The sequence below is a fragment of the Streptomyces sp. NPDC001914 genome, assembly GCF_042891215.1.
Taxonomy (GTDB): domain Bacteria; phylum Actinomycetota; class Actinomycetes; order Streptomycetales; family Streptomycetaceae; genus Streptomyces.
The window spans coordinates 155,584-181,318 of record NZ_JBIASW010000016.1 but is presented as its reverse complement, the minus strand read 5'-3'; the positions used below and the strand labels follow the sequence as shown (position 1 = coordinate 181,318).

The 25,735-nt window shown below is 71.8% G+C and carries 24 protein-coding genes and 1 pseudogene; 7 read left to right on the top strand and 18 right to left on the bottom strand.

Features of this window, described 5'->3' with window-relative positions:
- Nucleotides 1-203 precede the first annotated feature (203 nt).
- A pseudogene (locus tag ACFYYF_RS33780) lies at nucleotides 204-707 on the top strand (carbamate kinase); the annotation flags it as partial.
- A 102-nt stretch (nucleotides 708-809) separates the two neighbouring features.
- Here the strand turns inward: ACFYYF_RS33780 and ACFYYF_RS33775 are convergent.
- The 3 genes from ACFYYF_RS33775 to ACFYYF_RS33765 all read right to left on the bottom strand — a co-directional run bounded on the left by ACFYYF_RS33775 (nucleotide 810) and on the right by ACFYYF_RS33765 (nucleotide 2,799).
- The gene (locus ACFYYF_RS33775; RefSeq protein ID WP_388781426.1) at nucleotides 810-1,259 is read right to left on the bottom strand and encodes an OsmC family protein; all 450 of its coding nucleotides are present in this window, start codon (nucleotides 1,257-1,259) and stop codon (nucleotides 810-812) included.
- A 28-nt stretch (nucleotides 1,260-1,287) separates the two neighbouring features.
- Nucleotides 1,288-1,968 carry a CBS domain-containing protein gene (locus ACFYYF_RS33770; RefSeq protein WP_388781423.1) on the bottom strand — a complete coding sequence of 227 codons (681 nt, stop codon included), beginning with the start codon at nucleotides 1,966-1,968 and terminating at the stop codon, nucleotides 1,288-1,290.
- Between the two features lie 129 nt (nucleotides 1,969-2,097).
- Nucleotides 2,098-2,799 carry a CBS domain-containing protein gene (locus ACFYYF_RS33765; RefSeq protein WP_388781420.1) on the bottom strand — a complete coding sequence of 234 codons (702 nt, stop codon included), beginning with the start codon at nucleotides 2,797-2,799 and terminating at the stop codon, nucleotides 2,098-2,100.
- A gap of 218 nt (nucleotides 2,800-3,017) precedes the next feature.
- Between ACFYYF_RS33765 and ACFYYF_RS33760 the strand changes: the two genes are divergently transcribed.
- The 4 genes from ACFYYF_RS33760 (at nucleotide 3,018) to ACFYYF_RS33745 (ending at nucleotide 7,897) form a co-directional block, all read left to right on the top strand.
- Entirely contained in the window at nucleotides 3,018-5,876 is a 2,859-nt protein-coding gene (locus tag ACFYYF_RS33760; RefSeq protein WP_388781417.1) for a cation-translocating P-type ATPase, read from the top strand.
- Entirely contained in the window at nucleotides 5,873-6,532 is a 660-nt protein-coding gene (locus ACFYYF_RS33755; RefSeq protein ID WP_388781414.1) for a potassium channel family protein, read from the top strand. Before ACFYYF_RS33760 ends, ACFYYF_RS33755 begins: the two co-directional genes overlap by 4 nt.
- Entirely contained in the window at nucleotides 6,529-7,185 is a 657-nt protein-coding gene (locus ACFYYF_RS33750; RefSeq protein ID WP_388781412.1) for a potassium channel family protein, read from the top strand. Before ACFYYF_RS33755 ends, ACFYYF_RS33750 begins: the two co-directional genes overlap by 4 nt.
- 202 nt (nucleotides 7,186-7,387) lie before the next feature.
- The gene (locus tag ACFYYF_RS33745; protein WP_388781409.1) at nucleotides 7,388-7,897 is read left to right on the top strand and encodes a DUF2231 domain-containing protein; all 510 of its coding nucleotides are present in this window, start codon (nucleotides 7,388-7,390) and stop codon (nucleotides 7,895-7,897) included.
- Nucleotides 7,898-7,929: 32 nt separating this feature from the next.
- Here the strand turns inward: ACFYYF_RS33745 and ACFYYF_RS33740 are convergent, their stop codons facing one another.
- The 8 genes from ACFYYF_RS33740 to ACFYYF_RS33705 all read right to left on the bottom strand — a co-directional run bounded on the left by ACFYYF_RS33740 (nucleotide 7,930) and on the right by ACFYYF_RS33705 (nucleotide 14,637).
- The gene (locus tag ACFYYF_RS33740; protein WP_388781406.1) at nucleotides 7,930-8,130 is read right to left on the bottom strand and encodes a ferredoxin; all 201 of its coding nucleotides are present in this window, start codon (nucleotides 8,128-8,130) and stop codon (nucleotides 7,930-7,932) included.
- Nucleotides 8,127-9,467: an NADH-ubiquinone oxidoreductase-F iron-sulfur binding region domain-containing protein gene (locus ACFYYF_RS33735; protein ID WP_388781403.1), complete on the bottom strand. Its 1,341-nt coding sequence runs from the start codon at nucleotides 9,465-9,467 to the stop codon at nucleotides 8,127-8,129. Before ACFYYF_RS33735 ends, ACFYYF_RS33740 begins: the two co-directional genes overlap by 4 nt.
- The gene (locus ACFYYF_RS33730; RefSeq protein ID WP_388781400.1) at nucleotides 9,464-10,150 is read right to left on the bottom strand and encodes a ferric reductase-like transmembrane domain-containing protein; all 687 of its coding nucleotides are present in this window, start codon (nucleotides 10,148-10,150) and stop codon (nucleotides 9,464-9,466) included. Before ACFYYF_RS33730 ends, ACFYYF_RS33735 begins: the two co-directional genes overlap by 4 nt.
- Nucleotides 10,147-11,112 (bottom strand): FAD:protein FMN transferase, encoded by a 966-nt coding sequence (locus ACFYYF_RS33725; protein WP_388781397.1) that lies wholly within the window; start codon nucleotides 11,110-11,112, stop codon nucleotides 10,147-10,149. The genes ACFYYF_RS33730 and ACFYYF_RS33725 overlap by 4 nt, the downstream gene beginning before the upstream one ends.
- Entirely contained in the window at nucleotides 11,109-11,477 is a 369-nt protein-coding gene (locus ACFYYF_RS33720; protein WP_388781394.1) for a hypothetical protein, read from the bottom strand. The genes ACFYYF_RS33725 and ACFYYF_RS33720 overlap by 4 nt, the downstream gene beginning before the upstream one ends.
- Nucleotides 11,478-11,551: 74 nt before the next feature.
- On the bottom strand, nucleotides 11,552-12,952 hold the full coding sequence (locus ACFYYF_RS33715) for a sensor histidine kinase (RefSeq protein ID WP_388781391.1): 1,401 nt from the start codon (nucleotides 12,950-12,952) through the stop codon (nucleotides 11,552-11,554).
- Entirely contained in the window at nucleotides 12,949-13,653 is a 705-nt protein-coding gene (locus ACFYYF_RS33710; RefSeq protein WP_388781388.1) for a response regulator transcription factor, read from the bottom strand. Before ACFYYF_RS33710 ends, ACFYYF_RS33715 begins: the two co-directional genes overlap by 4 nt.
- 108 nt (nucleotides 13,654-13,761) lie before the next feature.
- Nucleotides 13,762-14,637: a universal stress protein gene (locus tag ACFYYF_RS33705; RefSeq protein WP_388781385.1), complete on the bottom strand. Its 876-nt coding sequence runs from the start codon at nucleotides 14,635-14,637 to the stop codon at nucleotides 13,762-13,764.
- A 246-nt stretch (nucleotides 14,638-14,883) separates the two neighbouring features.
- Here ACFYYF_RS33705 and ACFYYF_RS33700 point away from each other — a divergent pair, with 246 nt between their 5' ends.
- Complete coding sequence (locus ACFYYF_RS33700) at nucleotides 14,884-16,638, top strand: GAF domain-containing protein (protein WP_388781382.1); 1,755 nt, start codon at nucleotides 14,884-14,886, stop codon at nucleotides 16,636-16,638.
- A gap of 75 nt (nucleotides 16,639-16,713) precedes the next feature.
- On the opposite strand, the gene ACFYYF_RS33695 is transcribed toward ACFYYF_RS33700, so the two are convergent.
- Together ACFYYF_RS33695 and ACFYYF_RS33690 are read right to left on the bottom strand one after the other, a co-directional pair.
- Nucleotides 16,714-17,166, bottom strand: coding sequence for a CBS domain-containing protein (locus ACFYYF_RS33695; RefSeq protein ID WP_388781379.1), 453 nt, complete (start codon nucleotides 17,164-17,166; stop codon nucleotides 16,714-16,716).
- Between the two features lie 39 nt (nucleotides 17,167-17,205).
- On the bottom strand, nucleotides 17,206-18,195 hold the full coding sequence (locus ACFYYF_RS33690; RefSeq protein ID WP_388781375.1) for an Acg family FMN-binding oxidoreductase: 990 nt from the start codon (nucleotides 18,193-18,195) through the stop codon (nucleotides 17,206-17,208).
- 405 nt (nucleotides 18,196-18,600) lie between these two features.
- Here ACFYYF_RS33690 and ACFYYF_RS33685 point away from each other — a divergent pair, with 405 nt between their 5' ends.
- Nucleotides 18,601-19,488 carry a universal stress protein gene (locus tag ACFYYF_RS33685; protein ID WP_388781372.1) on the top strand — a complete coding sequence of 296 codons (888 nt, stop codon included), beginning with the start codon at nucleotides 18,601-18,603 and terminating at the stop codon, nucleotides 19,486-19,488.
- 56 nt (nucleotides 19,489-19,544) lie between these two features.
- Here ACFYYF_RS33685 and ACFYYF_RS33680 read toward each other — a convergent pair whose 3' ends face one another.
- From ACFYYF_RS33680 to ACFYYF_RS33660, 5 genes are all read right to left on the bottom strand, one after another.
- On the bottom strand, nucleotides 19,545-21,944 hold the full coding sequence (locus tag ACFYYF_RS33680; RefSeq protein WP_388781369.1) for a glycoside hydrolase family 65 protein: 2,400 nt from the start codon (nucleotides 21,942-21,944) through the stop codon (nucleotides 19,545-19,547).
- A gap of 45 nt (nucleotides 21,945-21,989) precedes the next feature.
- Complete coding sequence (locus ACFYYF_RS33675) at nucleotides 21,990-22,865, bottom strand: universal stress protein (RefSeq protein WP_388781365.1); 876 nt, start codon at nucleotides 22,863-22,865, stop codon at nucleotides 21,990-21,992.
- Between the two features lie 201 nt (nucleotides 22,866-23,066).
- A complete protein-coding gene (locus ACFYYF_RS33670; RefSeq protein ID WP_388781362.1) occupies nucleotides 23,067-23,981 on the bottom strand; it encodes a DUF1918 domain-containing protein in 915 nt (304 codons plus the stop codon).
- A 91-nt stretch (nucleotides 23,982-24,072) separates the two neighbouring features.
- Entirely contained in the window at nucleotides 24,073-24,357 is a 285-nt protein-coding gene (locus ACFYYF_RS33665) for a DUF1876 domain-containing protein (protein ID WP_388781359.1), read from the bottom strand.
- An 11-nt stretch (nucleotides 24,358-24,368) separates the two neighbouring features.
- Entirely contained in the window at nucleotides 24,369-25,715 is a 1,347-nt protein-coding gene (locus tag ACFYYF_RS33660) for a nicotinate phosphoribosyltransferase (RefSeq protein WP_388781357.1), read from the bottom strand.
- Between the last annotated feature and the right edge of the window lie 20 nt (nucleotides 25,716-25,735).

Below are 25,735 nucleotides of genomic sequence, written 5' to 3'. Positions count from 1 at the left end.
CGGTGGGCCGTCGGCCTGGGTGCGCAGGTGGACCGATCGGGGCGGGAAGGCCGGGACCATTGGTCCCGGTCAGGGCGGTTCGGCCTCTGACCTCGGTCACCGCCGGCGCGAAGGATCGTGTCCGGACCCACTCACCCGGAGCGATCAGGAACCGGCTGCCGCTCGGCATGGCCGCCCCCGCCGCCACCTTGGAGGACTGAGGCATGCGCATCGTCATCGCACTCGGCGGCAACGCCCTGCTGCGCCGCGGCGAACAGCCCGACGCGGCCGTCCAGGTGGCCAACATCGACCGCGTCATCAATGCAGTCGCGGCTCTCGCCCACGATCACGAGATCGTCATCACCCACGGCAACGGCCCGCAGATCGGCCTCCTCGCCGGCGAGAGCGCCGCCGATCCCGCCCTGAGCGCCCCCTACCCGCTCGACCTGCTCGGCGCGCAGACCCAGGGCATGATCGGCTCTCTGCTGGCGCGCGGCCTGCACGACGCCCTGCCCGGACGCCGGACAGCCGCGGTGGTCACCCACACACTGGTCCGGTCCGACGACCCGGCCTTCGAGCACCCCACGAAGTTCATCGGCCAGGTGTATCCGTACGACATCGCGTGCGCGCTCGCCCGTAGGCGAGGCTGGCACATCGCGGCCGACGCCACCGGCTGGCGCCGCGTCGTTCCCTCGCCGGCGCCCGAACGGATCCTGGAGGCCGAGACCCGCCGCGTCACGGAGTCGGTGCGCCACCGTCAGTGTCGCTCCCGCTCACCCGACTGCCGTGCGCCCGCGGCCGGCATCGACCGGGACGGTCGGACCCACGGCTCAGCTCCGCACGTCGATCCGGATCACTGGAGGGTCGTGAAGCGTGTTGTGGACGGTGCAGTGCGAGGCGACGGCGAGCAGGGCGGCATGGCGTCGGGCCGGCAGCTCCGGCGGGACGACGACCAGACGCAGGGACTCGACCCGAGCGGGCGGATCCGCCGCCATGGTGAACTCCGAACGGACCCGCAGTCCGTCGCGGGGCAGCCCGTGGCGCTGGAGGTAACGGCCCGCGTAGAAGGCGACGCAGGTTGCCAGTGAGGCCGCGAACAGCTCGACGGGGGTCGGCGCGATGTCCGTCCCGCCCGAGTCCACGGGCTGGTCCACCAGGAGTCGGTGTCCACGGATGTCTACCTCGTACGCGTCACCGTCGACATGGGTGACGTCACACCGGTGTTCGGCCGGGGGCAGTGGCTCTCGCGCGGCGGATGTGTCCTGTGCCGTGTGCGTCATGGCGGCCTCCTCGGCGATGTCCGCAGGTTCAGGAACCGTGCGTCTGGGGTCCTTCGGCGGTCGTCGACTCGCTGGTCAGCCGCGGCTCGACGTCCACGACTCCCTCGACGGCGCGTACGAGACGTACCGCGACGGAGATGAGCGAGGTGTCGTGAATGTGTCCGCGCAGGGTGACGATCCCCTCGTGCACGTCCACGTGGATGGCATGGCTGAAGCCCGGGAAGAGGTAGGCCACCACAGTGCGGCGGACCTCCTCCTCTATGTCCTCGTCCGGCCGCAGGAACACCTTGAGCAGATCGGCGCGGCTGACGATGCCCTGGAGCATGCCGATGTCGTCGACCACGGGAAGCCGTTTGACGTGGCGGACGGCCATGATCCTGGCCGCCTGCGCGAGCGTGGCGTCCGCATGGACCGTGACGGCCGGGGTGCTCATGAGTTCCGCCGCCCTGGTCGCGCCGGCCTTCGCGGCGTCGGCCAGGCGCTCCCGCTGCTGGGTGAGGCTCGGTTCTTCGTCGCGGAACTCCTCCTTGGGCAGCAGGTCGGCCTCGGACACGACACCGACGACGCGCCCCTCGCCCTCCAGCACGGGCATGGCGCTGACCTTCCACTGCTCCATGGTCCGCACGATCTCCTTGAACGGAGCGTCCCGTCCGACGGCCACGACCGTCTGGGTCATCACATCGCTCACGATGTGCGGAGTGCCGGTCATGTCCCAACACCTCGATTCGTTCTCGTCCTGCCCGGCCGAGCCGGTCTGGCCTGTGCAAGTGGGTCGCCTGACGACCCGGCCGGGGCGATCGAGACCGCCGCCGTAGGGATGGCGTTCAGCTGCGGGGTCTCACGTGGAAAGGCCGGCACGGCGTGGCGCCTCGGGGCCGGGAGTCACGGAGGTGTCGTCCAGATGGTGGTGCAGTTCGGCGGAGACGTCGACCACTCCGTCGACGCTCTGGCACAGGCGCACAACGACCGGGACGAGCGATTTGCGTTCGACGGTGCCCTTCAGCGACACCCGCCCGCCGACGACCCGCACGGTGATCGCGCCGGGAGCGGCACCGAGGGTGTGCAGCAGCACCTCTCCGGAGATCTCCTCCCGAATGGCACTGTCGCCCCGCAGGAAGACACGCAGCAGGTCAGCCCGGCTGACCAGGCCCACCAGCCTGTCCGCCTCGTCGACCACCGGCAGCCGTTTGACGTGGTGGCGTTCCATGACCTGTGCGGCCTCCACCGCCGTCCACTGAGGCATGGCCGTCACGGCCGGGCCGTTCATCAGCCCCTCGGCGGTCGTGGCCTCCGCCTTCGCGCGGTCGCCCGGTCCTGGGCGCAGCACCGGCAAAAGCCCGGCCGGATCGAGCAGGGCCGCCTCCTTGCGCAGGAGATCCGCCTCCGAGACCACCCCGACGACGCGTTCGTCGTCGTCCACCACGGGTACGGCGGTGATGTCGTACTCGGCGAGCAGCTTGGCGATCTCCTTGAAACCGGTGTCCCGGCGCACCTTGACGACCGACGTGGTCATGAGGTCGCCCACCGTCCGGTGCCTCATGGTTCTCGCCTCCTCGTGCCGTGGGGTCCCGGTTCCACTCTCCGCCGGGCGCGCTGGGGCCGCATGGGCCGGACGGTCCAGTTCCCTGGCCCGGGAGGCCCTGGTTGCGCCCGCCGCTCCCGAGCGATCCTGAGAGCGCCACCTGGCCGTGGCGGCGAGCCGGTCAGACGGCTGTCCGACCTCTTGGAGCCTTCGATGGAAGCCTCACGCAAGGACTTGTGGCTGAGTCGGTCCATGCCGTCGCGGGCGATGAAGTCGTCATGGCCCGGGCCCGGATGATGCGCATCCGGACCGCCTCGTCCGGCGCGGTGGAGGACGGCGGCGCACGAGCACAGCCGCGGGTGTGCGAACTCGCCGCCACCGACGTGTTCGCCGCGCTCGGCACCTCACGACGTGGTCTCGCGCCGGCGCGGGTGGCGGAGAGGCTCGAGCGGTACGGGCCGAACGAACTTCCACGGCCCCGGCGTCGCGCCGCCTGGCGGGACATGGCCGCACAGTTCACGGACCTCTTCGCCATCGTCCTGATGGCCGCCTCGGCGATCACCTTCCTGGCGTACGGACTTCAGGAACCACCTGAGACCGGAACCCTGCAACTGGCGGTGGCCATCCTGGCGGTCGTCGTCCTGAACGCCGCCATCGGATTCGCGCAGGAGTACTCGGCGGAGCGCACGGCACAGGCCCTGGCGGCGATGGTGCCCCACGCCTGCCGGGTGCTGCGCGGCGGCCGACGACTTGAAGTACCCGTCCGGGAACTGGTGCCCGGGGACGTGGTGGTGTTGGAGTCCGGGGACGCGGTCTCGGCGGACTGCCGGGTGGTCGAGGCACACGAACTGGCCGTCAACAACGCGCCGTTGACCGGGGAGAGCGACGCCGTGAGCCGCACGGCCGAGCCCGTGGCGGACGGTCCCGCGCTGGAGGCCCGCAACCAGGCATTCATGGGGACCGACGTGGTCACCGGTTCCGGGCGTGCCGTGGTCGTCGCCACCGGCGCGTCCACCGAGTTCGGGAAGATCTACCGGCTTTCCGCCGCCGCCCCCCGGCAGAAGACCCCGTTGCAGCAACAGGTCGCCGTCATGGCGCGTCGGGTCGCGGGGGCCGCCCTGGCCATTGGCGCCCTGATGTTCGCCGTTCGGCTGCCCACCGGGGAGTCGGTCCTGCCGTCGTTCGTGTTCGCGCTCGGTGTGATGGTGGCGCTCGTACCGGAGGGGCTCCCCGCCACCTTGTCGGTCTCCCTGGCGATCGGCGTACGGCGGATGGCGCGCCGGCACGCACTGATCAAGCAGTTGCTGGCGGTGGAGGCGCTCGGGTCGACCACAGTGGTGTGTACCGACAAGACCGGGACGCTCACTCAGGCGGAGATGACCGTCAGTCGGGTTTGGACGGACGGCGTGACCCATGAGGTGTCCGGGGTGGGGTACGGCCCGCGGGGTGAGGTTTCCGACGCGGAGGGGGTGCGCGAACTGCTTCGGGCAGCGGCTCTGTGCTGCGACGCCCGGCTGGTGGAGCCGAAGGGGCCTCGGGAGCGCCGGCGGGTGCTCGGGGACCCGACGGAGGGCGCGCTGCTCGTCGCGGCCGCCAAAGCCGGCCTGGACATGGACGCGGAGGCGGCCCTCGCTCCTCGCGTGACCGAGTTCCCGTTCGACTCGGAACGCAAACTGATGACCACCGTCCACAGGACCGCGACGGGCCACCGTGCCTGCGTCAAGGGAGCTCCCCTGGAGCTGCTGGCCCGGTGCGCCGACACGGTGCGGGACGGGGGGTGCCGGCCGCTGACCGACCTGGACCGGGCCGCGGTTCGCGCGACGGCCGACGAACTGGCCTCACAAGGACTGCGGGTGCTGGCCGTCGGACGACGGGAGGTGACCGGCCCCCGGCCCGCGCAGGGGGAGGCCGAGTCCGGACTGACCCTCCTGGGACTCGTCGGCATGCTGGACCCACCGCGTCCGGAGGTCACCGACGCGGTCGCCGTGTGTCGTCGGGCCGGCATCCGTATCGTCATGGTCACCGGGGACCACCCGCTGACCGGAGAGGCCGTGGCCCGCCGGGTTGGGATCGTCGGGCGGCCCGCTCCCGTCGTCGTGACGGGGGCCCGGCTCGGGGCGATGGGAGACGACGAGCTCGACGCCCTGCTCGCGGAACCGTCCGAACTGCTGGTGTGCCGGGCCGGTCCGTCACACAAGATGCGTGTGGTCACCGCGTTCCAGCGCCTCGGGGAGGTGGTGGCGGTCACAGGGGACGGCGCCAACGACGCCCCCGCGCTCAAACACGCCGACATCGGCGTGGCCATGGGAGCCGCGGGTACCGACGTCGCCCGCGAGGCGGCCTCGATGGTCCTGCTGGACGACTCGTTCGCCTCCATCGCAGCGGCGGTACGGCTCGGTCGTGCCGTCTACCAGAACATCCGCAAATTCCTCGTCTACCTCTTCAGCCACAACATCGGGGAACTCGTACCGATCCTCGCCGCCACCTTCGCCGGATTCCCCCTGGTGCCCATCACCGCCGTGCAGATCCTCGCGATCGACCTGGGCTCCGATGTGCTGCCGGCCCTGGCCCTGGGCGCCGAGCCACCCGAACCCGACGTCATGGACCGTCCGCCGCGCTCCCGCCGGGAACGGCTGTTCTCGGCCGCGGTGATGCGACGGATCCTGTTTCTCGGCGGCATCCAGGCTGTCTGCGTCACCGCCGTCTTCTTCTGGCGGGTCGTCGCCTCGGGAATCCCCTTCGACGACTTCACCACGGACACACCCGTCTACAGGGAGGCGATCACCATGGTCCAGGCGGGGATCGTACTGAGCCAGTTCTTCAACGCGCTCGCCGTGCGCACCGAGCGGCAGAGCATCCTGAAGGCGGGCCTGCTGTCCAATCCGGCCCTGCTCGCGGCCGGCGGCTTCAGCGTCGCGCTCATGGCCGCCATCAGCTATCTGCCCTCGCTGCAGGCGGTGTTCGGCACCGCGCCGCTCGACGCCGCCGACTGGGCCGTGCTGACCACGCTCGGCACCTTGCCGCTGCTCGCGGACGAGATGCGCAAGGCGTGGCTGCGACGACAAGAGGTGGCCCGGAAGGGAGCCCCACGATGAAAGTGATCGTCGTCGGCTGTGGACGGGTGGGTGCCGAACTCGCCTGTCTCCTCGCTTCGGAAGGGCACGATGTGCAGGTGGTCGACCGGCTCACCGCTGCTGCCCGGCGGCTGCCCGACAGCCCCCGCATCCGCTTCCACGAGGGCAACGGCTTCAGCCGGGCGGTCCTGCGGTCAGCCGGGATCGAACACGCGGACGCCTTCGTCGCCGTCACCTCAGGCGACAACAGCAACATCGTCAGCGCGCGCACGGCGAAGGACACCTACCGCGTGCCGATCGTTCTCGCCCGCATCTACGACCCACGGCGCGCCGACATCTACAGCGACCTCGGCATACCCACCATCGCCAGCGTCCGCTGGACCGTCCACCAACTCCATCAGATGCTGTTGCACCGTCATCTCAGCCCCGAACTCAGCTTCGGCAACGGCGACACCCTGCTCGTCCGCTCGGAGGTGCCCGCCTACCTCATCGGCCGGCGGCTGACCGAGTTCGACGTCGACGGGGAGATCCGCGTCGTCGAGGTCACCCGCGCGGGCCGCTCCCTCATCCCCGCGCACGGCACGTCGGCGCAGGCGGGCGACCTCGTCACCTTCGCCGTCGCGGCGACCGGGCTCGGCCGGCTGCGCGGCTTCCTCGACAAGGAGCTGGGAACGTGAACGTGCTCATCGCCGGCGCGGGACGGCTCGGTACCCAGATCGCTCAGGTGCTCTCCGCCGCGCGCAACGACGTCGTACTGATGGACAACGATGACGACCGTCTGGCTGCGCTGCAGGGGCGGGTTCCGGCAAGGCTGGTCTCGGGGGACGCCTGTGACCCCGCCCTTCTGGAACACTCCGGCGCCCTGACCGCCGACCTCGTCGTCGCCGCCACCGGCGACGACGAGGACAATCTCGTCATCAGCCTCCTCGCCAAACGGCATTTCTCCGTGCCTCGTGTGGCCGCCCGCGTGAACGACTCCGACAACGCCTGGCTGTTCGACGAACGATGGGGCGTCGATGTCGCCGTGCCCGCGGCCACTCCGCTGATCTCGCTCATCGAGGAAGCCACCGGCGCCACGGACACTGTGGCCCTGCTGCGGCTCAGCAAGGCCGGCGTCGAGGTGTTCGAAACGGTGATCACTGAGCGGTCGCGTACCAAGGGTCGTGCTCTGGGCGAGGTCGCGCTGCCCGATGGAACGGTCGTCGCCACCATCGTCCGCGACGGACAGCCGACCGCACCGGACCCGGCGGAGCGGCTGCGCCCCGGTGACGAGCTCCTCCTGGTTTCGCACACGGCGGCCGAACACGAGATCCACGCCGCCTTCCAGTGACCGCTGCGGGCCAGGGGCCGCCCGGTAGACCGTAAGCGGTTCCGCGCCGGGTCCGTCGGCGAGGTCCGTCCGGCCGCGGCGCCGTCGGAGTACCGACGGCCGGACCGACGGCGCGGTGTTCAGAGGAACCTGAGAGATTCCTGTGCCAGTCTGGCGCGCCTGATCAACACGGTGAGTACCCACCCCTTCGAAGGAGTTGCCGATGAACCTGGTCAACGGCCTGCCCGCGCACGTACTGCTGGTGCATTTCGTGGTCGTCCTCGTTCCCCTGACCGCGCTCGCCCTCGTGGTCTGTGCGATATGGCCCAAGGCGGCCCAACGCCTGGGCCTCGTAATGCCGTTGCTCGCCCTGGTCACCCTCGTGAGCGTGCCCCTCACCTCGAACGCGGGCGAATGGCTGGAGGGACACGTCGCCGACAACGCGCTGGTGCGCCGTCACGCCGAGCTCGGGGACGGCCTTCTCCCCTGGGCCGGGGGTCTGTTCGCCCTGGCGGTCGTCCTCTGGTGGACGGTCGGCCGGACTGCCGTGGCGGGGGACTCGGACGGCCCACGTCGGCCCACCGCGCCCGTACGGATCGCGGCCGCGGTGCTGACGCTCGTCGTGGCCACGGGAGCCATCGTGGATGTGTACCGGATCGGCGACTCCGGGGCGAAGGCAGCGTGGCAGGACGGCTATTCCAAGACTGCCTCGCGGGGAGGTGACGAGGGCTGACCTGCGAGCGGTCCGCCTGCTCGCGTGTCTCCTCACACCTTGTCCGTGTGCAGGGCCAGACGGGGGCAGGCGGCGACGGCTCGTCGGGCGTGGCCTCGCAGCCGGTCGGGGACGGTGGTCTCCTTCAGCACGGGGTAGCCCCATTCATCGAGGTCGATCAGCTCGGGGAGCAGTTCGGCGCACAGTCCCAGCCCGGTACAGGCGACGCGGTCGACGCGCAGGGCCCGGCTCATCGCCATGCCTTTGGGGGCGTGGCGGGCGGTACGGCGATCCGAGGCGGCTCGTCGACCGAGGGGCAGGGTCCGTGCGCCAGATGGTCATCGACGTCCTCGGCGAAGACACGCAGGGCGGAGGCCGCCAGCCGGGCGGCCCCGTCCGGGTGGCCACAGGCCCCGCGGCCGGGGAGCAGACCCGTCCTGCGACGGAGGCGGACCAGGAGCTCCCCGTCGGGTCGGCCGCCGGCCAGCGCGGCGAAGTCCTCGGTCACGGCAGGCAGACCGTATCGGCAGGGGCCGCACTGGCGTGCGCTCTGGGCGGCGAGATAGCCCAGTATGCGGGCCGTCTCCCGCAGGCCGCAGGCTTGGTGGGGGAGCGCGACGAGTACACCGGCGCCGGGTGCGGCCCCCAACGGCGCGAGGTCGCGCCGGGTCATGGGCGTCCGGACGTGTTCCACCGAGAGCCAGGTGCCGCCGAAGCCGCCGAGCAGGACGGCCTGGAGGGGCTGGGTCGGGCCTCCGGCGCGTTCGAGGACGGTGGCGAGAGGCGTGCCGAGTGCCGCTTCCAGGACTCCGGGAGAGGCCACCGCACCGGAGACGGTGAGCAGCGTGGTGCCGGGCTCCTCCGGGGTGCCCGTCCGCCGGAACCAATCGGGTCCGTAGCGGGCGACGAGGGCGAGATGGGCGAGTGTCTCGACATTGTGGACGAGGGTGGGGCGGCGGGCCACGCCGCGTTCGTGGGTGTGCGGAGGGACTCCCCCCGGGCGGGCCGGACCCCCGTTGAGCCAGCGGACGAGCGCGGTCGACTCGCTGGAGACGTAGGTGTGCGGCAGGGCGTGCAGGCGTATGCGCACGCGGTCGAGGCGGGCACGCCGTCGTTCCTCCACGGCGGCGCCGAGTTCCTGGTGCTGGGCCGCGCGGGTGCGGGGCAGGCACACGTGGACGGTGTCGGCGCCCACCGCCGCGGCGGCGAGGACGGCGCCGTCGAGCACCAGATGGGGTGCGACGGTGATGAGGAAGCGGTCCTTGCGGCTCGCGGGTTCGCTCTCCATGGCGTTCACGACGACCACGGACCGGCCGCGGCCGTCGGCGACGGCGCGCAGTTTTTTGGCCGTGGGAAAGCCCGCTCCGCCGCGTCCGGTGAGCCCGGCGCCCTCGACAGCCTCCACCAGCGGAACCGCCGCACGGCCGTCGCGGGCCGTGGCGACGGGCGGCGGTCCATAGCGTCGCAGGTGCTCGGGCAGCGTGGCCGGCCGCCCGGTGGCGCACCAGCCCGCCGACAGCCGCGCGCCGGAGTCGTCCGGCTCGGCCATGCGGTGGTGTGGCCCGAAGGCCGCCCTGGTGGAGGAGTTCATCGTCCACCCCCGGACAGGAGCGTCGCCGCGGCGGCGCGATGGGCCCAGCCGGGCTGGAGCGGGCCGGTGGCCAGGAACGCCGTCAGCAGCAGGGGTACGGCAGCCGCGACCGCCGCGCCCACGAGGCGGCCGAACACCCGTCCCGGCCCGGCCTTCGCCAGACGCCACCACACGGCGGCGACCACCGACGCCAGGCACACGGCGTAGAGCCACAGCTGGACGGGCAGACGGGTGTCGGTACCGGTCGCGATGCCGTGGAAGAGCGCGAGTGGCCAGGCGGCGTAGGCGAGCCAGTGCACCGCCTTCCACCGGCGCACCCCGAGGCGGAGTCGTGCTGCGCTCGTGACCAGCACCGCGAGGAGCACGTCGACCGCGACCGTGCCCAGTCCGAGCCAGAGCGGCCGGTAGGAGGCCCCGAACGGGACGACGGTGACCGCCCACCCCAGGTGCACGAACGGATCGAGTACCGCCGTCACCACGTGCACGGCGAGGAACACCATCGTGAGCAGGGACAGGTTCCGGTGCATCAGCCCGATCTCGAACTTGCCTGTCCGGCCGGGCGCCGACCGCCCGCCGGAGGCGATGCCGAGCACCACGGTGCCGGTGAGAAGGACCAGCGCCAGGGTTCCGCCGGAACGACTGGCGTACCACAACGGGCTGCCGGTGAGGGCGAGGGGCGTCATCGAGGACCTCCCGAGCCGGGCGTCCGGACATCGGGCGGCCAGCCACCGAGACGTTGGACCGTGCCGTCGCGGCCGACCAGGCGGGCCGGAAGACCGGTGGAGTGCAGCCAGGGCACCGCCCGCTCGCCGAGCACGACCGCCGCCGTACTCGCGGTGTTGGCGTCCACACAGGTGGCGGCCGCGACGGTGACCGTGCGCCACACGACCGCGGCCGGCTCGCCGGTGGCCGGGTCGACGATGTGGTGGAGAACGCGGCGGCCGCGCCGCCAGGTGCGCACTCGGACACCCGAGGTCGCCAGGGCCCCGCCGGTGACGGCCACCGTGGGGCCGCGCACCGTCACGGACTGCGCGTGGTCGTCGGCGAGGGCGATCCGCCAGCCGCCTTCCGGCGCGGGCCCCGCCACGGCCAGGTCGCCGCCGAGGTTGACCAGGACACCGCAGCCGGTGGCTTCGGCGGCCCGCCTCACGGCACGGTCGGAGGTGAGCGCCTTGGCGGTGGCACCGAGGTCGAGTCGGGTGTGCGGGGGCAGACGGAGTCGCCGGTCCCGAGGGTTCCACCTCACTCGTCGCCAGCCGGGCGCGGGTCGTCCGACGGGGACGGGGCGGGCGTCGTCGGGGCGCACGGAGACGAACGTGCGGTCGTAGCCGAGCGCGATCACCGCGCGACCCACGGTCGGGTCCACGGCGCCGCCGCTGATCCGGGCGGCGCGCAGAGCGGCCTGGAGCGCTTCGGCGAAGCGCTCGCTCACGGTCACCCGGGCGCCCTCGCTCAGGTTGACGCGGGCGAGTTCGGAGTCCGGCCGAAAGCGGCTGCACGTCAGGTCGACGGCTCGGAGTTCGTCGCGCAGTACCTCCTCCGCGGTCGGCAGGGCGCTCGGGTCGGTGACGAGGAGTTCGGCTGTGGTGCCCAGGGCGGGGAACCCGATCCCGGCGGGTGAGGCAGTGGACGCGGTCGTGGTCATGATGCCCCCGTCGTCGTGTGCGGTTGCTGCGTGGAGGGCGCCGGCGGCTTGTCGGGGGGCTGTGGTGACGACGAGGGCGCGGCGGGGACCGCGTCCTCGTCGTCACCCTTCTCGTCCGGCTCCGCGGTCGCCGCGGACGAGGGCGTCGTCGCCTTCCCTGCTGACGGGCCGGAGACAGGCGGAGGCGACGCCGGGGCTCCCGGCAGCAGTTGGGTGTAGAGGCCGCCCAGGGCCGCCGCTCCGGCGACCGCGGTGACGGTGATCCACCGGGTCAGGCGACGGCTGCGGCGCAGTCCGCGATCACGGGCGAGCGGGGACCCGGCCTGCGAGGGCTTCGGCTGGAAGGCGTCGGGTGAGGATGCCATGGTGGGCTCCCGGGGGTTCGTCGGCGGTTCGGCCGTGTACCTCAAGGCTGTGACCACGGTTCCGCGGAATCCGCTCAGGACTTCTTCGGAACCGGTGAAGATCTCGGTCCGCCGGCCCGCTCCCGCCCGCGCTCCGGCCACCGTGGCAGATCCAGGACGACGGTCAGGCCGCCACCGGGAGTGTCCTCCAGCCGGACGCCGCCGCCGTTGACGGTGGCCAACCGGTGGACGATGGCGAGGCCCAGGCCGGTACCGCCTGCCTTGCGGCTGCCGAACCTGCGGAACGCGGCTGCCTTCACCTCGGCCGTCATCCCGGGACCGTCGTCGCGCACGTACAGGGTCGCGGTGGTACCGGTCGCCCGGTGACCCAGACTGATGTGCCCGCCCGGTGGCACGGCGTCCACGGCATTGGCGATCAGGTTGTCGAGAATCTGCTCCAGATGACCCGCCCCCGAGGCGACGGTCAGCGCCGCACCGCCGGAGTCGGCCGACAGCCGGACACCGCGCTCCTCGGCGACGGGTGTCCAGGCCGCAACCCGCTCGGCGACCACCTCGTCGGCCCGGACGGCGGTCGCGCTGGGTGTGGCCTGTTCGGCGTGGGCGACGGCCAGCAGCCCGTCGACCAGCCGGGACAGCCGGGAGATCTCCTCCTGAGCGGCGGCGAGCTGCGCGGCGGTGGCATCGTCCGCGTCGGCGGCCAGCACGTCCAGGCGCAGCCGCAGCGCGGACAGCGGGGTGCGCAATTGATGGGACACATCAGCGATCACGGCCCGATGGCCGTGCACCAGGGCTTCGGTGCGGGCCGCCATGGTGTTGAACGTGGCCGCGAGACGGCGTACTTCGGGCGGCCCCGAACCGACGTCGGCCCGCTCGGCGAGAGTGCCCTCGCCGAGCCGCCGGGTGGAGGCGTCCAGCGTCGACAGCGGGCGGCTCACCCAGCGGGCGAGGCGCACGGACAGCAGCACCGACGCGGCGAGCCCCGCCGCTCCGATCACGGCGGCCCAGCCCCAGACTGCCGCGATGCGGGCATCGAGCGGAGCTGCGGAACGGGCCAGGACCACAGCACCGGCGGGTTTGCGCACCTCACCGGCCGGCTCCGCCGCCAGCAGCCGCCCCTCGTTCTCCGGGGGTTCCGGCTCGCGGCCGCGCAGCACGTCCTCCACAAGCTCCTCCGCCTCCGTGCCCGTCGCCGCCCGGCACGGTGTACCGGCCACCAGGCGCGCGGACGCGTCGTACACGGCGGCGCAGTCCCCCCTCGCGGTCGTCGCGGCGAGCTCCTTGCGCAGCGCGGTGGGCGGTCTGTGGTCGGAGAGGTGTTCCTCGGCCGCCGCGGCCACGACCCGGGTCGCCGCACGCTGGCTGTCGCGATAGGAGACCCGCTCCCGAGCCGTCAGGGATGCCGCCAGCGGCACCACAGCCAGGGCCAGCAGCACCGAGGTCAGGACCACCAGAGTCCAGGCGATCCGGCGCGTCACGGCGGATCCTGGAGGGCCTCGACGGGTCCGAGCCGGAAGCCGTGCCCGTAGACGGTCTCGATGAGTCCCGGCTCTCCGAGCTTGCGGCGCAGCGCGGCCACGTGCACGTCCAGCACCTTCGTCGGCCCGTACCAGTGGGCGTCCCAGGCCCGCTCCAGGATCTGCTGCCGGCTGACGACCCGGCCCGGATCGGCTGCCAGGCACTCGAGGATGCCGAACTCCTTCGGCGTCAGCGCCACCGCACGTCCGCCCACCGACACCCGCCGCGTGCGCAGGTCGAGTGCCAGCGGCCCGTGCCGGACGATCTCCGGCTCGGCCGGACGCCGTCGGCGCAGGACCGCCCGGATCCTGGCCAGCAGCTCGGCCAGCCCGAACGGTTTCACCAGGTAGTCGTCCGCCCCCTGGTCGAGGGCCACCACCCGGTCGGCCTCCTCGCCCCGCGCGGTCACCGCGATGATCGCGGCGTCCGACCTGGCGCGCAGCATCCGGCACACCTCGACGCCGTCGATGTCCGGCAGCCCGAGATCCAGCAGTACGACGTCGGGGGTGACGGCCGTCAGGGCGGCCCCGCCGCTGCGCACGTCCTCGACGGTGTAACCGGCCTGCCGCAGCCCGCGCGCCAACGACTCCGCGATGCCCCGGTCGTCCTCCACGACCAGTACCCGGGTCTCGTCATCCGCGCGGGTGCTGAACGTGTTCATGCGCGTACCCGCCTCTCGGACGGATGGATCGACGCTCAGGATCCGTTTCCCGGCCCGTCTCCGTCGGGAGCGGGTCCCTCAAGACCGTGGCGGCGCTGCGCCGGTTGATCAGGACCTGTTCGGTACGACCGCCACCGGACAGGCGGAATGGTGCAGCAGGGTGTGGCTCACGCGGCCGAGCTGGAGACCGAAGCGACCGGACCTGCGACGGGCTCCGAGGACCACGAGGTCTGCGGCGGCCGAGCGATGGACGAGCACCTTGCGTGCTGCTCCCTCGACGGTCGTACGCCGCAGCCGCACGTCGGGGTGGGCCGTGGACGCGTCCGCGACGAGGTCCTCGATCAGGGCAGCGGCCTGCTTCTCGTGCTGATGCGCCGGATCCTCGGAGGTTCGGGGGTCGTCGGCCGCGTCGCGGGCGGGGCATCGCCATGCCCGGACGACATCCAGCTCACATCCGCGGGCCTCGGCCTCCTGGAAGGCGAATCCGACCGCTTCCCGGCATGTGTCGGGGTCACCGGCGCCGAGCAGGACGCGCTCGTGGGATCCGGCCAGAGCCGCCTTGTCACCTCTGACCACGACGACCGGGCAGTCCGCCCGCGCCGCGACGGCCAGGCTCACGGAGCCGAGCAGCGTGCCCGCCAGTTCTCCCCTCCCCCGTGAACCGGTGATCACGGCGGTGGCGTTCCGGGCTTCGTCCAGGAGTGCGGAGGCGGCTTCGGACGGCACGATCTCCGTGGAGACGTCCAGGCCGGGGCTGCGTCGGCGAACCCGCTCGGCGGCCGAAGCGACGATGTGCTCAGCCAGCACCTGCTCGGAGGAGCGCTCCCGGCTCAGGGTCGGCCATGCTCCCTCGTACCGCTCCCACAGGGACGCGTGGACCAGTCGTACCGGGAGCCGATGGCGTGTGGCCAGGTCTGCGGCCCAGTCGATGGCCAAGAGGCTGCCGTCCGAGCCGTCGACGCCCACGATGAGAGGGAGTGCCATGGTCTCCACCGCCTTCAGTCCTGTCCGCTCAGGTCCGGTAGGGAGTGTCACTACCACGGTGGCCCTTGCCCGCAGCCGGACGGCATGGGCCGTTCAGCCCTCGTCCCCGACATTCAGCCCTTGCGGAGTGGACACGGTCCGGTTGCCGTCCGGCTCAGCGGCCGCCGTCGTGGCGGACTACCGTTGGAACGTCACCACCCCAAATAGAGAGCCCCGGCCGGGGCGTGCCGACAGATCGGAGGCGGCATGCATCAGACCCCGGGCGAGTTCAGCGACGTGCTGCCGCATGTGGAGCTCGAAGATCTGCTGGATGAGCTCCAAGCCCGCCTCAGCACCGTCCGTGAAAAGCCCGACCGAGTGCACAACCTGCTGAGCGCGATGCTCGTCGTCGGTGCGGAGCTGGACCTCGACCGCGTTCTGCGCGCCGTCGTAGAGGCGGCGGCCACCCTGGTGGACGCGGAGTACGCCGCGCTCGGAGTTGTCGGAGCCGACGGCGTGTCCCTGTCGGCGTTCCACGTGGTCGGTGTCGGCGATCGTCAGGTCACGGACATCGGATCGCTGCCCGACGGCCACGGGATTCTGGGCGAGTTGATCCGCCACCCGGAACCCCTGCGTCTGCGGAAGCTCTCCGAGCACCCCGCCGCCTACGGCTTCCCAGCCGGCCACCCTCGGATGAACAGCTTCGTCGGCGTCCCGATCCGGGTACGGGGCCAAGTCTTCGGCACTCTCTATCTGACCGAGAAGCGCGGTGGGGAGCAGTTCGACGAGGAGGACGAGGCCTTGCTGGCCATGCTGGCCGTGGCGGCCGGGGTCGCGATCGACAACGCCCGCCTCTACGAGAACTCGCGGATGCGTGAGCGTTGGACGAAGGCGAACGCCGAGATCAGCCACAGCCTGATGTCCGGCAGTGGGCGTACCGATACGCTGAACCTGATCGCCGAGCATGCCCGGGACATCTCCTGCTCGGCTCTGGCGGCGGTGGCGACCCCCGTGGCGGGCAGCGGGTCCCTCAGTGTGGAGATCGCCGTGGGCGTGGACGCGCAGGCGCACCGGGGACTGGTGCTGCCGCTGGAGAAGACGTTGATGGGACTGGCCTTCTCCCATTCCGCTCCGGTCAAGAGCGACGACGTCGCCCACGACGAGCGTATCTCTCCCGAGCCTCCGCGTTTCGAAGGGCTCGGTCCGGCGGTGGCCGTCCCCATTGGTACCGGCACGGCCGACATGAGAGGCGTGGTCCTCCTGGCCCGTGAGGCCGACGGCCAAGTCTTCGCCGACGGCGAGACCTCGATGCTGCAGGCGTTCGCCGCGCAGGCGGCCATCGCGATGGAGCTCGCCGAGCGACGGCAGGACGCCGAGCGGATCGCCGTGCTCCAGGATCGTGACCGAATCGCCCGAGATCTGCATGATCTGGCCATCCAGCGCCTGTTCGCCACCGGGATGACGCTCCAGAGCGCGGGCCAGTTCATCACCCAGCCGGAGGCATCCGAGAGGGTGATGAGGGCCGTGGACGATCTCGACGAGACGATCAAGATCATCAGATCGGCCATCTTCGGCCTCCGTGTCCGCGACGAGGACTCCCGCGGCAGCGGACTGCGGGCGCAAGTCATCAGGGTGGCCGACGAGGCCACGTCGGAACTGGGCTTCGCACCCAGCGTCCGTATGGAAGGCCTGCTTGACACCGACGTTCCGCCCGAGGTCGCCGTGCACGTCGTGGCCGTGCTCGTCGAGGCTCTGGCCAACATCGCCCGGCATGCGCATGCCGGGCGGGCCGACGTGGAACTCGCCAGCGACGGCCGCGAGGTATGTCTGAGGGTCTCGGACAACGGGACGGGGCTGAGGGCGGACGGCCGCCGCAGCGGGCTGCGCAACATGGCGGAACGGGCCGAACAACTCGGTGGGCTGCTGGAGCTCGGTACCTGCCGCACGGGGGGCGCAAAGGTCTCGTGGCGGGTTCCGCTGCCGGGGGGACAGGCGAACACGCGGGAGGACGCGGGGGCTTGACGGTATACGCGTTCAGGCATCGGGCAGTGAAGGAGGCGAAACCCGGAGCGGTCGCGGACCGCGCGGCGGTGCGGCTCACGAGCGGGACCCGGCCCGCGAAGGCGGCTTCGGTGGTTCCTGCAGGATGGTCCAGGCGACGGGGCCGAGCAGGTCGGTGAGTCGTCGGAAGACGTCCAGAAGCAGGTCGTCCATCGTCAGGACGCCCACCACCCGGCTCGCGTCCAGGACGGGGAGACGGCGGACACCTGTCCGGCGGAAGGTCCGGTAGGCCACCTGGAGGTCGTCGTCGGCGTCGACCGTGACGGCGGGATGCGACATGACCGTGTCCACCCCGTCGCCCGGGCTCAGGCCTCCGCCCACGGCGCGCACGGCGAGATCGCGGTCGGTGACTATGCCGTGCAACACTCCGTCCTCCACCACGAGAACCGATCCGACGGAGCGTTCTGTCATCTGTCCGGCCACCTCGGCCAGAGTGGCGTCAGGTGTCACGCACACCGGGTAAGCGGTCATCACGTCCGAGATCTTCATACGACGGCTCCTCGGCGAGGGTGAAGGCGTGTCAAGGCGTCACAGAATCTCGAGCACGTCGGCCACCGGCCGCCGTGGGCTCGCCTCGCCGGCGGGGCCATAGCCGAGCCGGATCACCATCTGGACGTTCGCCATGGTGGAGACCGGGTCGCGAACGGCCCACCGGATGTCCTGCCACTCCAGCGGCTGGGATGTCATGGAGGCCGACAGCCCGTCCGCGGTGGCCTGGAGCAGGATCCGCTCCAGTGCCTGACCCGCGCGCACCCAGTCCATGGGCTCGTCACGGGCCGTCCCGAGCAGAGCGATGTTCGGCTTCCGCTCGAAGGCCGCGCTGTCGCGTCCGGGCATCGGACGACCGACGGCGAAATCGCGCACGGGGGCGGACGTGCCGCGCTGGCGCGGACCGAACGCCTCACCCGGGATGCCGTCCGCCGCCGGGGTGACGGTCGACGGCTCGGTCCGAGTCCAGCGAACCGTCTCCGCCTGTACTCCGGGATCGAGTGCCTCCGAGTCGTCGGCGTCCCGGATCAGGTCGAGGATCGACCGCACATGCCAGGGGTCGGGGAAGAACAGTTCCGCGCCTTCGAGGCGAGCCGCCTCGGACAGACGGTCTCGCGTGGCGACGGGTATCTCCTCGTCGCGGAAGGGAAAGCGGCTGGAGTGCCGACGGCGGATCCAGGGGGCCAGCGGCGCGAGCGTGCCACCGGGGGGCCCGGTGCCGGACAGGTGCACTTCGGCCAGGAGCTCCGCGGAGGCGGGATCGGGCAGCAGCAGTACCCGCGGCGTGAGCCCGGCCGCCGCGGCGGCCACGCGCAGATTGAACAGCGCGGCACCGCAGCCCATGAGCAGGCCTCGGTTCTCGGGATCCGTGCGCGGCAGCGCCCGCTCCAGGTCGGCGAAGAGCCCGAGGACGGCTGTGTCCCGCGAGTAGCGGAAGACCCAGGGCTGGGTGTTGTGCAGCGAGGGCGCCGCAATGGCGTCCGCCACGAGTGCCGTGACGGTGTTCGTGTCGAAAGGTTGTGCGTTCACGGTGCTTCCCTTCGTACGGCTCCTCGTCCCGCCACCGCTGACGACGGTGCGGGCCGGAGGAAAGGCCGCCGTCGGGATGACGGTTCCGGCGATCCCGGTGTCGCGTGCCCTGTGCGCGAGGAGCCGCGTACGGCGATCTCGCCGCCGACGACTCCATGAAAGATCCTCGAAGCGTCGGTCCGGCAGGGGCCATTGGTCCTCACCACGGGCCCGGTCGACCCTCTTGCGCGCCGGGACCCGTCATCCCGTGCCGAGTGACGCCGACAGGACCGGCGGCGACGACCTCCCTGCCTGGGCGACCGTGCTCCCTCAGGGCCGTTCGGCCCGGTCCTCGGGACGAACGGCCACTACCCGGGTTCGCGAACGTGGTGTCACCGTGGAACGACCTCGAACCTTGGAGGGATCATGCTTACCGTGCACGGACCCGTCGTCGTGGGGGCGGATGGATCCGAGGGTGCCGCAGCGGCCGTGCGGTGGGCCGCTCGCGAGGCCGCGTGCAGGGACGCACCTCTGCACATCGTGTGTGCCACCGCGCTGGACACGCTGGCCGCGGACGTGCCCTCCGAGTCCGTGGTCCAGCGAGCGCTAGACGCCGGTTCGGCCGCCGTGAAGAGCGCCGTCGCGATCGCGGAAACAGAGGCCCCCGGCATACGCGTCGTCCCCGTCGTCAGCCGTGAGGCCGCCGGGCAGGCGCTGCTCGAAGCGGCGGGCGACGACGGCCTGGTCGTGGTGGGCAGCCGCGGGGCGGGTGGGTTCTCCGCCCTTCTGGTCGGATCGGTCGGGCTCTGCGTCGCTGCCTACGCGACGGGGCCCGTGGTCGTGGTGCGCGGCGAGCGCGATCACGTCGCCACAGGCGTCGTCCTTGTCGCGGTACGCGACGAACGGGACCTCGGTGTGCTGCGCTTCGCGGCACGGACCGCGGTCCGGCACAAGGCTTCCGTGAGCGTGCTGAGCACGTACGCCTATTACCAGTACGCGGGGAGCATGGTTCCGATGCTCGGTGACCTCACCGAGGTCGCGCAGGAGCAGGCCAGCTATGCCAACCGCCTTGCTGCGCCCGTCCGGGACGAGTTTCCGGGCCTGACAGTGACCAGTGATCTGGTCCGGGCCCACTCCCCGGCCGGAGCTCTCGTCGACGCTTCCGCACACGCCGATCTGCTCGTGGTCGGAGCCCGTCGCCCCACGCATGCCCCCGGGGCGCCCCTGGGACACGTCGTCCACGCCGTGCTGCACCATGCGCACTGTCCCGTGGCCGTGGTCCCTCATGGCGGGTCCCATCGTTCCGAGAGCTGACCGGGCAGCCGGCCCGAGTTCCTTCCGTGACACTCCCACGGTGGCTTCTCCGCACCTCAGCCGTCCGGCAGTACGAGCGTACAGGTCTCGCCGGGGGAGACGGTCACGGCCCGGTCCGCCAGCACCACGCGCAGCGGTGACTCCTCGGACTGCGGAACGTGGATCTCCAGCTGTCCGCGTCGACGCCGCACGCCCACCCCCCAGTGACCGCGGTAGCGCAGCGCGAACCCGTACTCGGAGAGAGCCGGCAGGGGCACCGGGTCCAGCCACAGGGCGTCCTCACGCGTCTCGAGCCCGGTCAGTCCGCGCTGGACCAGATCGAGGGTTCCGGCCATCGCCCCGAGATGGACGCCCTCGCCGGTCGTCCCTCCCTGGATGTCGGCGACGTCGGACTCCAGGGCCTCCTGGACGTACTGCCAGGCTTCGGCCCGACGAGCTCTGGCCAGTACCAGCCCGTGCACGAGCCCGCTGAGCGTGGAGCCGTGACTGGTGCGCCGGAGATAGTGGTCGACCGTCCCACGCCAGACGTCGTCGTCGACGCGGTAGCCGAGGCGCGCGAAGAGCTGCCTGAGTTCGGCGGGCGAGAACAGATGACCGAGCATGAGGACATCCGCCTGCTTGGACGCCTGATAGCGATTGACCGCGTCGCCCTCGGCCTCCAGTATCCGGTCCAGCCGGCGGATGCTTCCGTACCGGGAGCGGTAGGTGTCCCAGTCCAGCTCGGCGAGATCGCCGTACCCCTCGAACTGGCTGATGACACCTTGGTGGAAGGGGACCAGCAACCGTCGGGACACGTCGTCCCAGCGCGCCGGTTCCCCGGGGGCCAGCCGGATGCGGTCACACAGTTCCTCCCGGCGCCAGGCGGGCAGGAGCCGCAGGACGTCCAGGGCGCGGACGAGGACCCATGAGGCGGTCACGTTCGTGTAGGCGTTGTCGTCCAGTCCCGGCCGGGCGGCGCCGGGGTAGGCGTCGTGGTACTCGTCCGGACCCATCACGCCCCGGATGCGGTAGCGGCCCGAGTTCGGATCGTAGGCCGCGAGCGCCGTCCAGAACCGGGCGATCTGCAGGATCATCTCGGCACCCTTGGTGTACAGGTACTCCGTGTCGCCGGTGGCCTCGCAGTACTGCCAGACGTTGTACGCGATCGCCGAACCCACGTGGTGCTGGAGCCTGGAGTGGTCGGGCAGCCAGCGTCCCGAACGGGGGTTCAGATGCCGTTCCTGGGTCTCCTCATGGCCGTCGCTTCCGCTCTGCCACGGATACATGGCCCCCGCTCGCCCGGCTTCCGCGGCTGACCGGCAGGCCCGCGGCAGGCGCCGGTACCGGTAGTCCAGCAGCGCCCGGGACACCTCGGGGAAGTGGAGATTGAGGTAGGGCAGGACGAACAACTCGTCCCAGAAGACGTGGCCGCGGTACGCCTCACCGTGCAAACCCCGGGCCGGGACGCCCACATCGAGGTCGGCGGTGTGCGGGGAGAGGGTCTGGAGGAGATGGAAGAGGTGGAGCCGCAGGATACGGCCGGCCCTGCCGGGCACCTGGATCTCCGCGCGCCGCCACAGTCGTTCCCAGGCGGCCGAGTGGGAGTCCAGCAGGTCCGCGAAGCCCGCCACCGAGGTCACCCGGTCGATCGCGGCGCCGAGCGGGTCGGCGATCGCCGTGTCGCGCGAGGTGTGCAGAGCCACGGTCTTGTCCACGGTCACGGGCCGGCCGGGGACGAGCGCGACGACCAGACGGTGGACGGCCCGGCGGCGGGCCGGGTGGAACACGGACGTGATGGGGGAGGAGCCCGTGACCTCGGTACGCGCCGCCATGGCGATCTGGATCCCGGAGGAGCTGGTGCGGCAGTTCAGCCAGATGGTGTGAGGTTCCCGGGACCCGGTGCGAACACCGGTCAACTGGCTTCGTTCGAGGGCACGGTAGCGGTGCACGTTGCCGTTGATGACATCGCCGTCCAGACCGGACTCGATCTCGATCTCGCCCGACCCGTCCTCGCCCGTGAAGACGGTCCGCAGCGCCGCCAGGTGGGGGTCTCCCATGTGCACCAGACGGGTCTGCTCGACGGCGAGAACGCCGCACCCGTCCGCCCGGTACCGCAGGGTGCGGGCGAGCGTGGCATGGCGCAGATCCAGGGCGTGCCGGTGGTCCAGGACCGAGTGCGTGTCCGGGACGAACCAGGTTCCCCACGGTCCCCCGGACCGGCGCACACGGAAGCGCAGGGGAAGCCAGTTCGGGAGGTTGACCAGGTCCTCGTTCACCACCCGCTGCCCCGCCACCGTCGACTCCAGGCGGTTGTAGCACCCGGCCACATAGGTACCCGGGCAGTGCACCAGCCCCGCCCTGCACTCGGGCACCGCCCCGCGCGTGGCGAAGTAGCCGTTGCCGAGCGTGCACAGCGATTCGCGCAACCCCTCGCCCGCGGGGTCGTAGCCCTTCCACTCCCACGTCCACTCCGACATTCCGCGCTCTCTTCTCGGTCAGTGGGACCGGGTCATGAAGCGGTCTCAGACTCGCTGGGGAACGACGGCGACGGGGCAGGCGGAGTGGTGCAACAGGACGTGGGCGGCCCTGCCGAGCTGCAGGCCGAACCGGCCGTGCCGGCGTGCGGCTCCGACGACGACCAGACCGGCGTCGGCGGCCGCGTCGAGCAGGACGCGATGGGCCGGGCCCTCCACGATGTGGCGCTGGACGGAGAGGCGGGGGTGGTTCCGCACGGTCTCGCGCAATGCGTCGCCCAGTTCGAGCGACGCCCGGGCGTCGCGCGCGGGGGAGGGCTCGTCCCGGACGCCGGGACCGTCGCCGCGGTCGTCGGCCGGGCGCCGCCACGCCCGTACGGCGATCAGGTCCCAGCCGCGTGCCTCTGCCTCGCGGGCCGCGAACTCGACGGCACCCGCCTGCTCGGCCGCGTGGCCGACACCGACCACGACGCGGCCGTGGGGTCCCCGTCCGTCGGGTCGCGCTCCCCGGACCACGACCACCGGACACACCGCGCGCGCCGCCACCGCCAGACTGACCGATCCCAGGAGCAGCCCGGACAGCTCGCCACGCCCGCGTTCCCCCACGACCACGGCGTAGGCCTCGGGCGCCGCGTACAGCAGTGCGGACACGGCGCCGTCGGACCGCATCTCCTCGGACACTTTCACAGCCGGGTCCCGGAGCCTGGCGCGTTCGGCACAGGCGGCGAGGATGTTCCGTCCCATCACCTCCCCGGCGGGACGGCCGGTCGTGAACGGCGGCAGCGCTCGCTCGTAGCGCTCCCACCGAGAGCCGTGCACCAGCCGCAACCTCAGGCCGTGCCGGGCTGCTTCGTCCACCGCCCAGTCGACCGCCAGCAGACTGGACTCCGATCCGTCGACGCCTACGACCAGCGGGAGTTCCATCGCCGCCACCGCCTTCCCGTCCGGGTGCCGAGGTTCCCCCCTGTGAAAACCGTCGCACCGCCCGCGGGCCGTCGCGACATCGGTCGTCCCTCCGCGGCCGTGTCGCGGTGGTACGCGGTCCGGGCCCGTACGCGCCGTGGAGGGCGTTGTCGGCGCCCAGGTCACGCTCCGCGGCGGTGCGGCGGTCCGTGGGCGGGGTACTCAATGGTCTCCCGCGGTGATCCTGCGGCCGGTCAGGCTCGTGGGCCGGATCGACACCCACAGCCCCCGTTCACCGCCCGGCCACGGCGTGGTGTGGGCACGCTCGGTGAGCTCGCGCACGGCGGCCGGGTCCGTGGTCACGTTCGCCGGGCCGACGGCGAGCACGCTCCAGCCCTGGCTCAGCGCGTCGTCCACGTGGTCGACCTCGAAGGCGACCTCCGTTCCGACGGCCGCGGCGGGCAGCGAGTCGGGAGCGGTCCTGAACGTGATCGTGTCGTCGACGACCTCGTAGTTGACCGGGACGACAGCCGGGCGGCCGTCGTGCGCCGTCACCGCGATGCGTCCCACGCCGTGAGTGGAGAGCAGGGCGCGGCACTCGTCAGGACCGAGGTCCTGAAAGTGTGGGTGCAGCAGTGCCCGGCCCTGGCCCGGTGGCAGGTCCACTCCTCCTCCGCGCAGTGCGGTCGCGGTCGTGTTCAGCACGTCGGCCAGCCTGATCAGAGCCGCCACGCTCGGGTCGGCGGGGTGTTCCTCGATGTAGGACAGATAGCCGGGCGACATCCGTGCCTGGCGGGCGGTCTCCTCCAGCCCGAGTCCTTGTCTGCGGCGTTCGAAGGCCACACGTCTGCCGATGTCACCGGGTCCGGCTGCCGGTCCGTTCGGGGCTGCGGCCTTCGCGGCGACCGTCTCGGAGGGGGCAGGCCCGTGAATCCGCTCCGGCCGCCCGTGCTCCAGGTGACGGACGTGCGCGTCGGGTCCGGGGAACACGAGTGCCACCTCGTCCGTGTCGGACCAGCGCACGTCGTACGGCGGTGTTCCGTCCGCGTGATGAAGTCCCACGATCTCCCCGTCGCGCCGGGCCGCGCCGGACCTCGTGCTTTCAATGACGAGCTGGTCGCCGAGGTGAGCTTGCATGGTGGCCGCCCTCTCCAGGAGTCGGTGCTGTGTCTCGCTCGGGAATCCGGGTTCAGCGCCCTGTGTCCGTCCCTCTGAGACGGGTCGCGGTTCACAGGGACCATGCAGCGATCTCGCCGGTGTCGGGCCGCGCCGCGCCAACATCCTCGATGTCGCGCTCGGCGATCCGCAGCAACTGCCGGGCGAGGTCGTTCAGCGCTCGGCCGGCAGCCAACTCGTCACCGATCTCGGGTACGTCCGCGTCCCCGGGACCGCAGCGCGCGGTTCCGTGACCGGTGAGTTCCGTGGTGCCGGTGTCCAGCACCAGACGTGCCTTCGTGATTCCGTCGTCCTCGAAGAGGTGGAGACGGCATTTCCATTCCGACGTGTGCGACATGACCTTCCTCCTCACATGGGTACCGGCTGCCGCGAGACGAGCCGATCCTCGATGTCGTGCCGGACGCGGGCGGTGAGCGCCCGCAACCGCTCCGAGGCCGTGGCGCGAGGTGCGACCGGCGCCCGGATCCGGCGCGCCGCGGCGGGCAGCGAGGCCAGGTCCGCGGCGCATCTGGCCCGGCACTCCTCCAGCGTGGGCCGTCCGACGACGCGTCGGCCGTTCTCCATCACCGTCTCCAGCAGTGCGGTGCCGCCGTCGGGCGGACGCTCGCCGGCGAGAGCGATCACGTCCGCGTAGCCGGGGCGGCGGAACACTTGCTTGGGACCGGGTGCCGTGACCTTCGCCGACGACAGCTTCATCACCGGGCGGCCGTCGTACTCCACCATCTTGTAGGCGGAGTCCAGGTAGGGGGCGTCGGCCGACACTCCCACCCGCGTGCCGACGGCGTACGTGTCGATCGGTGCCCCGGAGCGCACCAGGTCGTCCACGGCGTACTCGTCGAGGCCACCGCTGGCGACGATCCGCACGTCCCGCAGTCCGGCCCGGTCGAGAATCGTCCGGGCGCGTGCGGCGAGGTCTCCGAGGTCGCCGCTGTCCAGTCGAACGGCGCAGCCGGGTCCGCGGTCCAGGTCGCGCAGGACGCGCGCCGCGACGCGGACACCCGCCTCGGTGTCGTAGGTGTCCACCAGCAGGGTCACGGGGCCGGAGTGGGAGCGGGCGAAGGCGCGGAACGCCCGGTCCTCGGAAGGGAACGCCTCCACGTAGGAGTGGGCCATGGTGCCGACGGCGGGTACACCGAGGGCGGTGGCCGCGGCCACGTTGCTGGTCCCGGCGAAACCGGTCAGTGCGCCGAGACGGGCCGCCTGGAACCCGGCCTGCGGGCCGTGGGCGCGCCGCAGGGAGAAGTCCACCACCGGGCGTCCGTCCGCGGCGAGGACACAGCGCGCGGCCTTCGAGGCGATCGCCGTCTGATGGCTCAGCACGTTGAGCACGTATGTCTCGACCAATTGCGCCTGGGGAAGGGACGCCGTCACCTCCAGCAGGGGCTCGCCCGCGAGGACGACCCGGCCCCCGGGCACCGCACGCACCCGCCCGGTGAACTCCAGGCCCAGCAACGGCATCAGGTCGGGGGGCGGCCGGCGCAACGCTGATGCGAAGGCGTGGACGTCTTCGGGGCCGACGTGGAAGCCTGACAAGTGGTCCAGAGCGGAATCCAGTCCGGCCGCCACCAGGAATCCGCGCCCGGGAGGCAGGTCACGGACGAACAGGCTGAACGTGGCCGGGGCGGTCATGCCCTCCCGCACGTAGGACCGCGCCATGGTCACTTCGTACAGATCTGTGGTCGTCGCGTCCGTCATGAGTGCCACCTCCTCGGCCC

Coding starts and splice junctions, on each gene's coding strand:
- ACFYYF_RS33775 (WP_388781426.1), bottom strand. CDS start 1,259: ATGACGCACACGGCACAGGACACATCCGCCGCGCGAGAGCCACTGCCC.
- ACFYYF_RS33770 (WP_388781423.1), bottom strand. CDS start 1,968: ATGACCGGCACTCCGCACATCGTGAGCGATGTGATGACCCAGACGGTC.
- ACFYYF_RS33765 (WP_388781420.1), bottom strand. CDS start 2,799: ATGAGGCACCGGACGGTGGGCGACCTCATGACCACGTCGGTCGTCAAG.
- ACFYYF_RS33755 (WP_388781414.1), top strand. CDS start 5,873: ATGAAAGTGATCGTCGTCGGCTGTGGACGGGTGGGTGCCGAACTCGCC.
- ACFYYF_RS33745 (WP_388781409.1), top strand. CDS start 7,388: ATGAACCTGGTCAACGGCCTGCCCGCGCACGTACTGCTGGTGCATTTC.
- ACFYYF_RS33740 (WP_388781406.1), bottom strand. CDS start 8,130: ATGAGCCGGGCCCTGCGCGTCGACCGCGTCGCCTGTACCGGGCTGGGA.
- ACFYYF_RS33735 (WP_388781403.1), bottom strand. CDS start 9,467: ATGAACTCCTCCACCAGGGCGGCCTTCGGGCCACACCACCGCATGGCC.
- ACFYYF_RS33730 (WP_388781400.1), bottom strand. CDS start 10,150: ATGACGCCCCTCGCCCTCACCGGCAGCCCGTTGTGGTACGCCAGTCGT.
- ACFYYF_RS33725 (WP_388781397.1), bottom strand. CDS start 11,112: ATGACCACGACCGCGTCCACTGCCTCACCCGCCGGGATCGGGTTCCCC.
- ACFYYF_RS33720 (WP_388781394.1), bottom strand. CDS start 11,477: ATGGCATCCTCACCCGACGCCTTCCAGCCGAAGCCCTCGCAGGCCGGG.
- ACFYYF_RS33710 (WP_388781388.1), bottom strand. CDS start 13,653: ATGAACACGTTCAGCACCCGCGCGGATGACGAGACCCGGGTACTGGTC.
- ACFYYF_RS33705 (WP_388781385.1), bottom strand. CDS start 14,637: ATGGCACTCCCTCTCATCGTGGGCGTCGACGGCTCGGACGGCAGCCTC.
- ACFYYF_RS33700 (WP_388781382.1), top strand. CDS start 14,884: ATGCATCAGACCCCGGGCGAGTTCAGCGACGTGCTGCCGCATGTGGAG.
- ACFYYF_RS33695 (WP_388781379.1), bottom strand. CDS start 17,166: ATGAAGATCTCGGACGTGATGACCGCTTACCCGGTGTGCGTGACACCT.
- ACFYYF_RS33685 (WP_388781372.1), top strand. CDS start 18,601: ATGCTTACCGTGCACGGACCCGTCGTCGTGGGGGCGGATGGATCCGAG.
- ACFYYF_RS33680 (WP_388781369.1), bottom strand. CDS start 21,944: ATGTCGGAGTGGACGTGGGAGTGGAAGGGCTACGACCCCGCGGGCGAG.
- ACFYYF_RS33675 (WP_388781365.1), bottom strand. CDS start 22,865: ATGGAACTCCCGCTGGTCGTAGGCGTCGACGGATCGGAGTCCAGTCTG.
- ACFYYF_RS33670 (WP_388781362.1), bottom strand. CDS start 23,981: ATGCAAGCTCACCTCGGCGACCAGCTCGTCATTGAAAGCACGAGGTCC.
- ACFYYF_RS33665 (WP_388781359.1), bottom strand. CDS start 24,357: ATGTCGCACACGTCGGAATGGAAATGCCGTCTCCACCTCTTCGAGGAC.
- ACFYYF_RS33660 (WP_388781357.1), bottom strand. CDS start 25,715: ATGACGGACGCGACGACCACAGATCTGTACGAAGTGACCATGGCGCGG.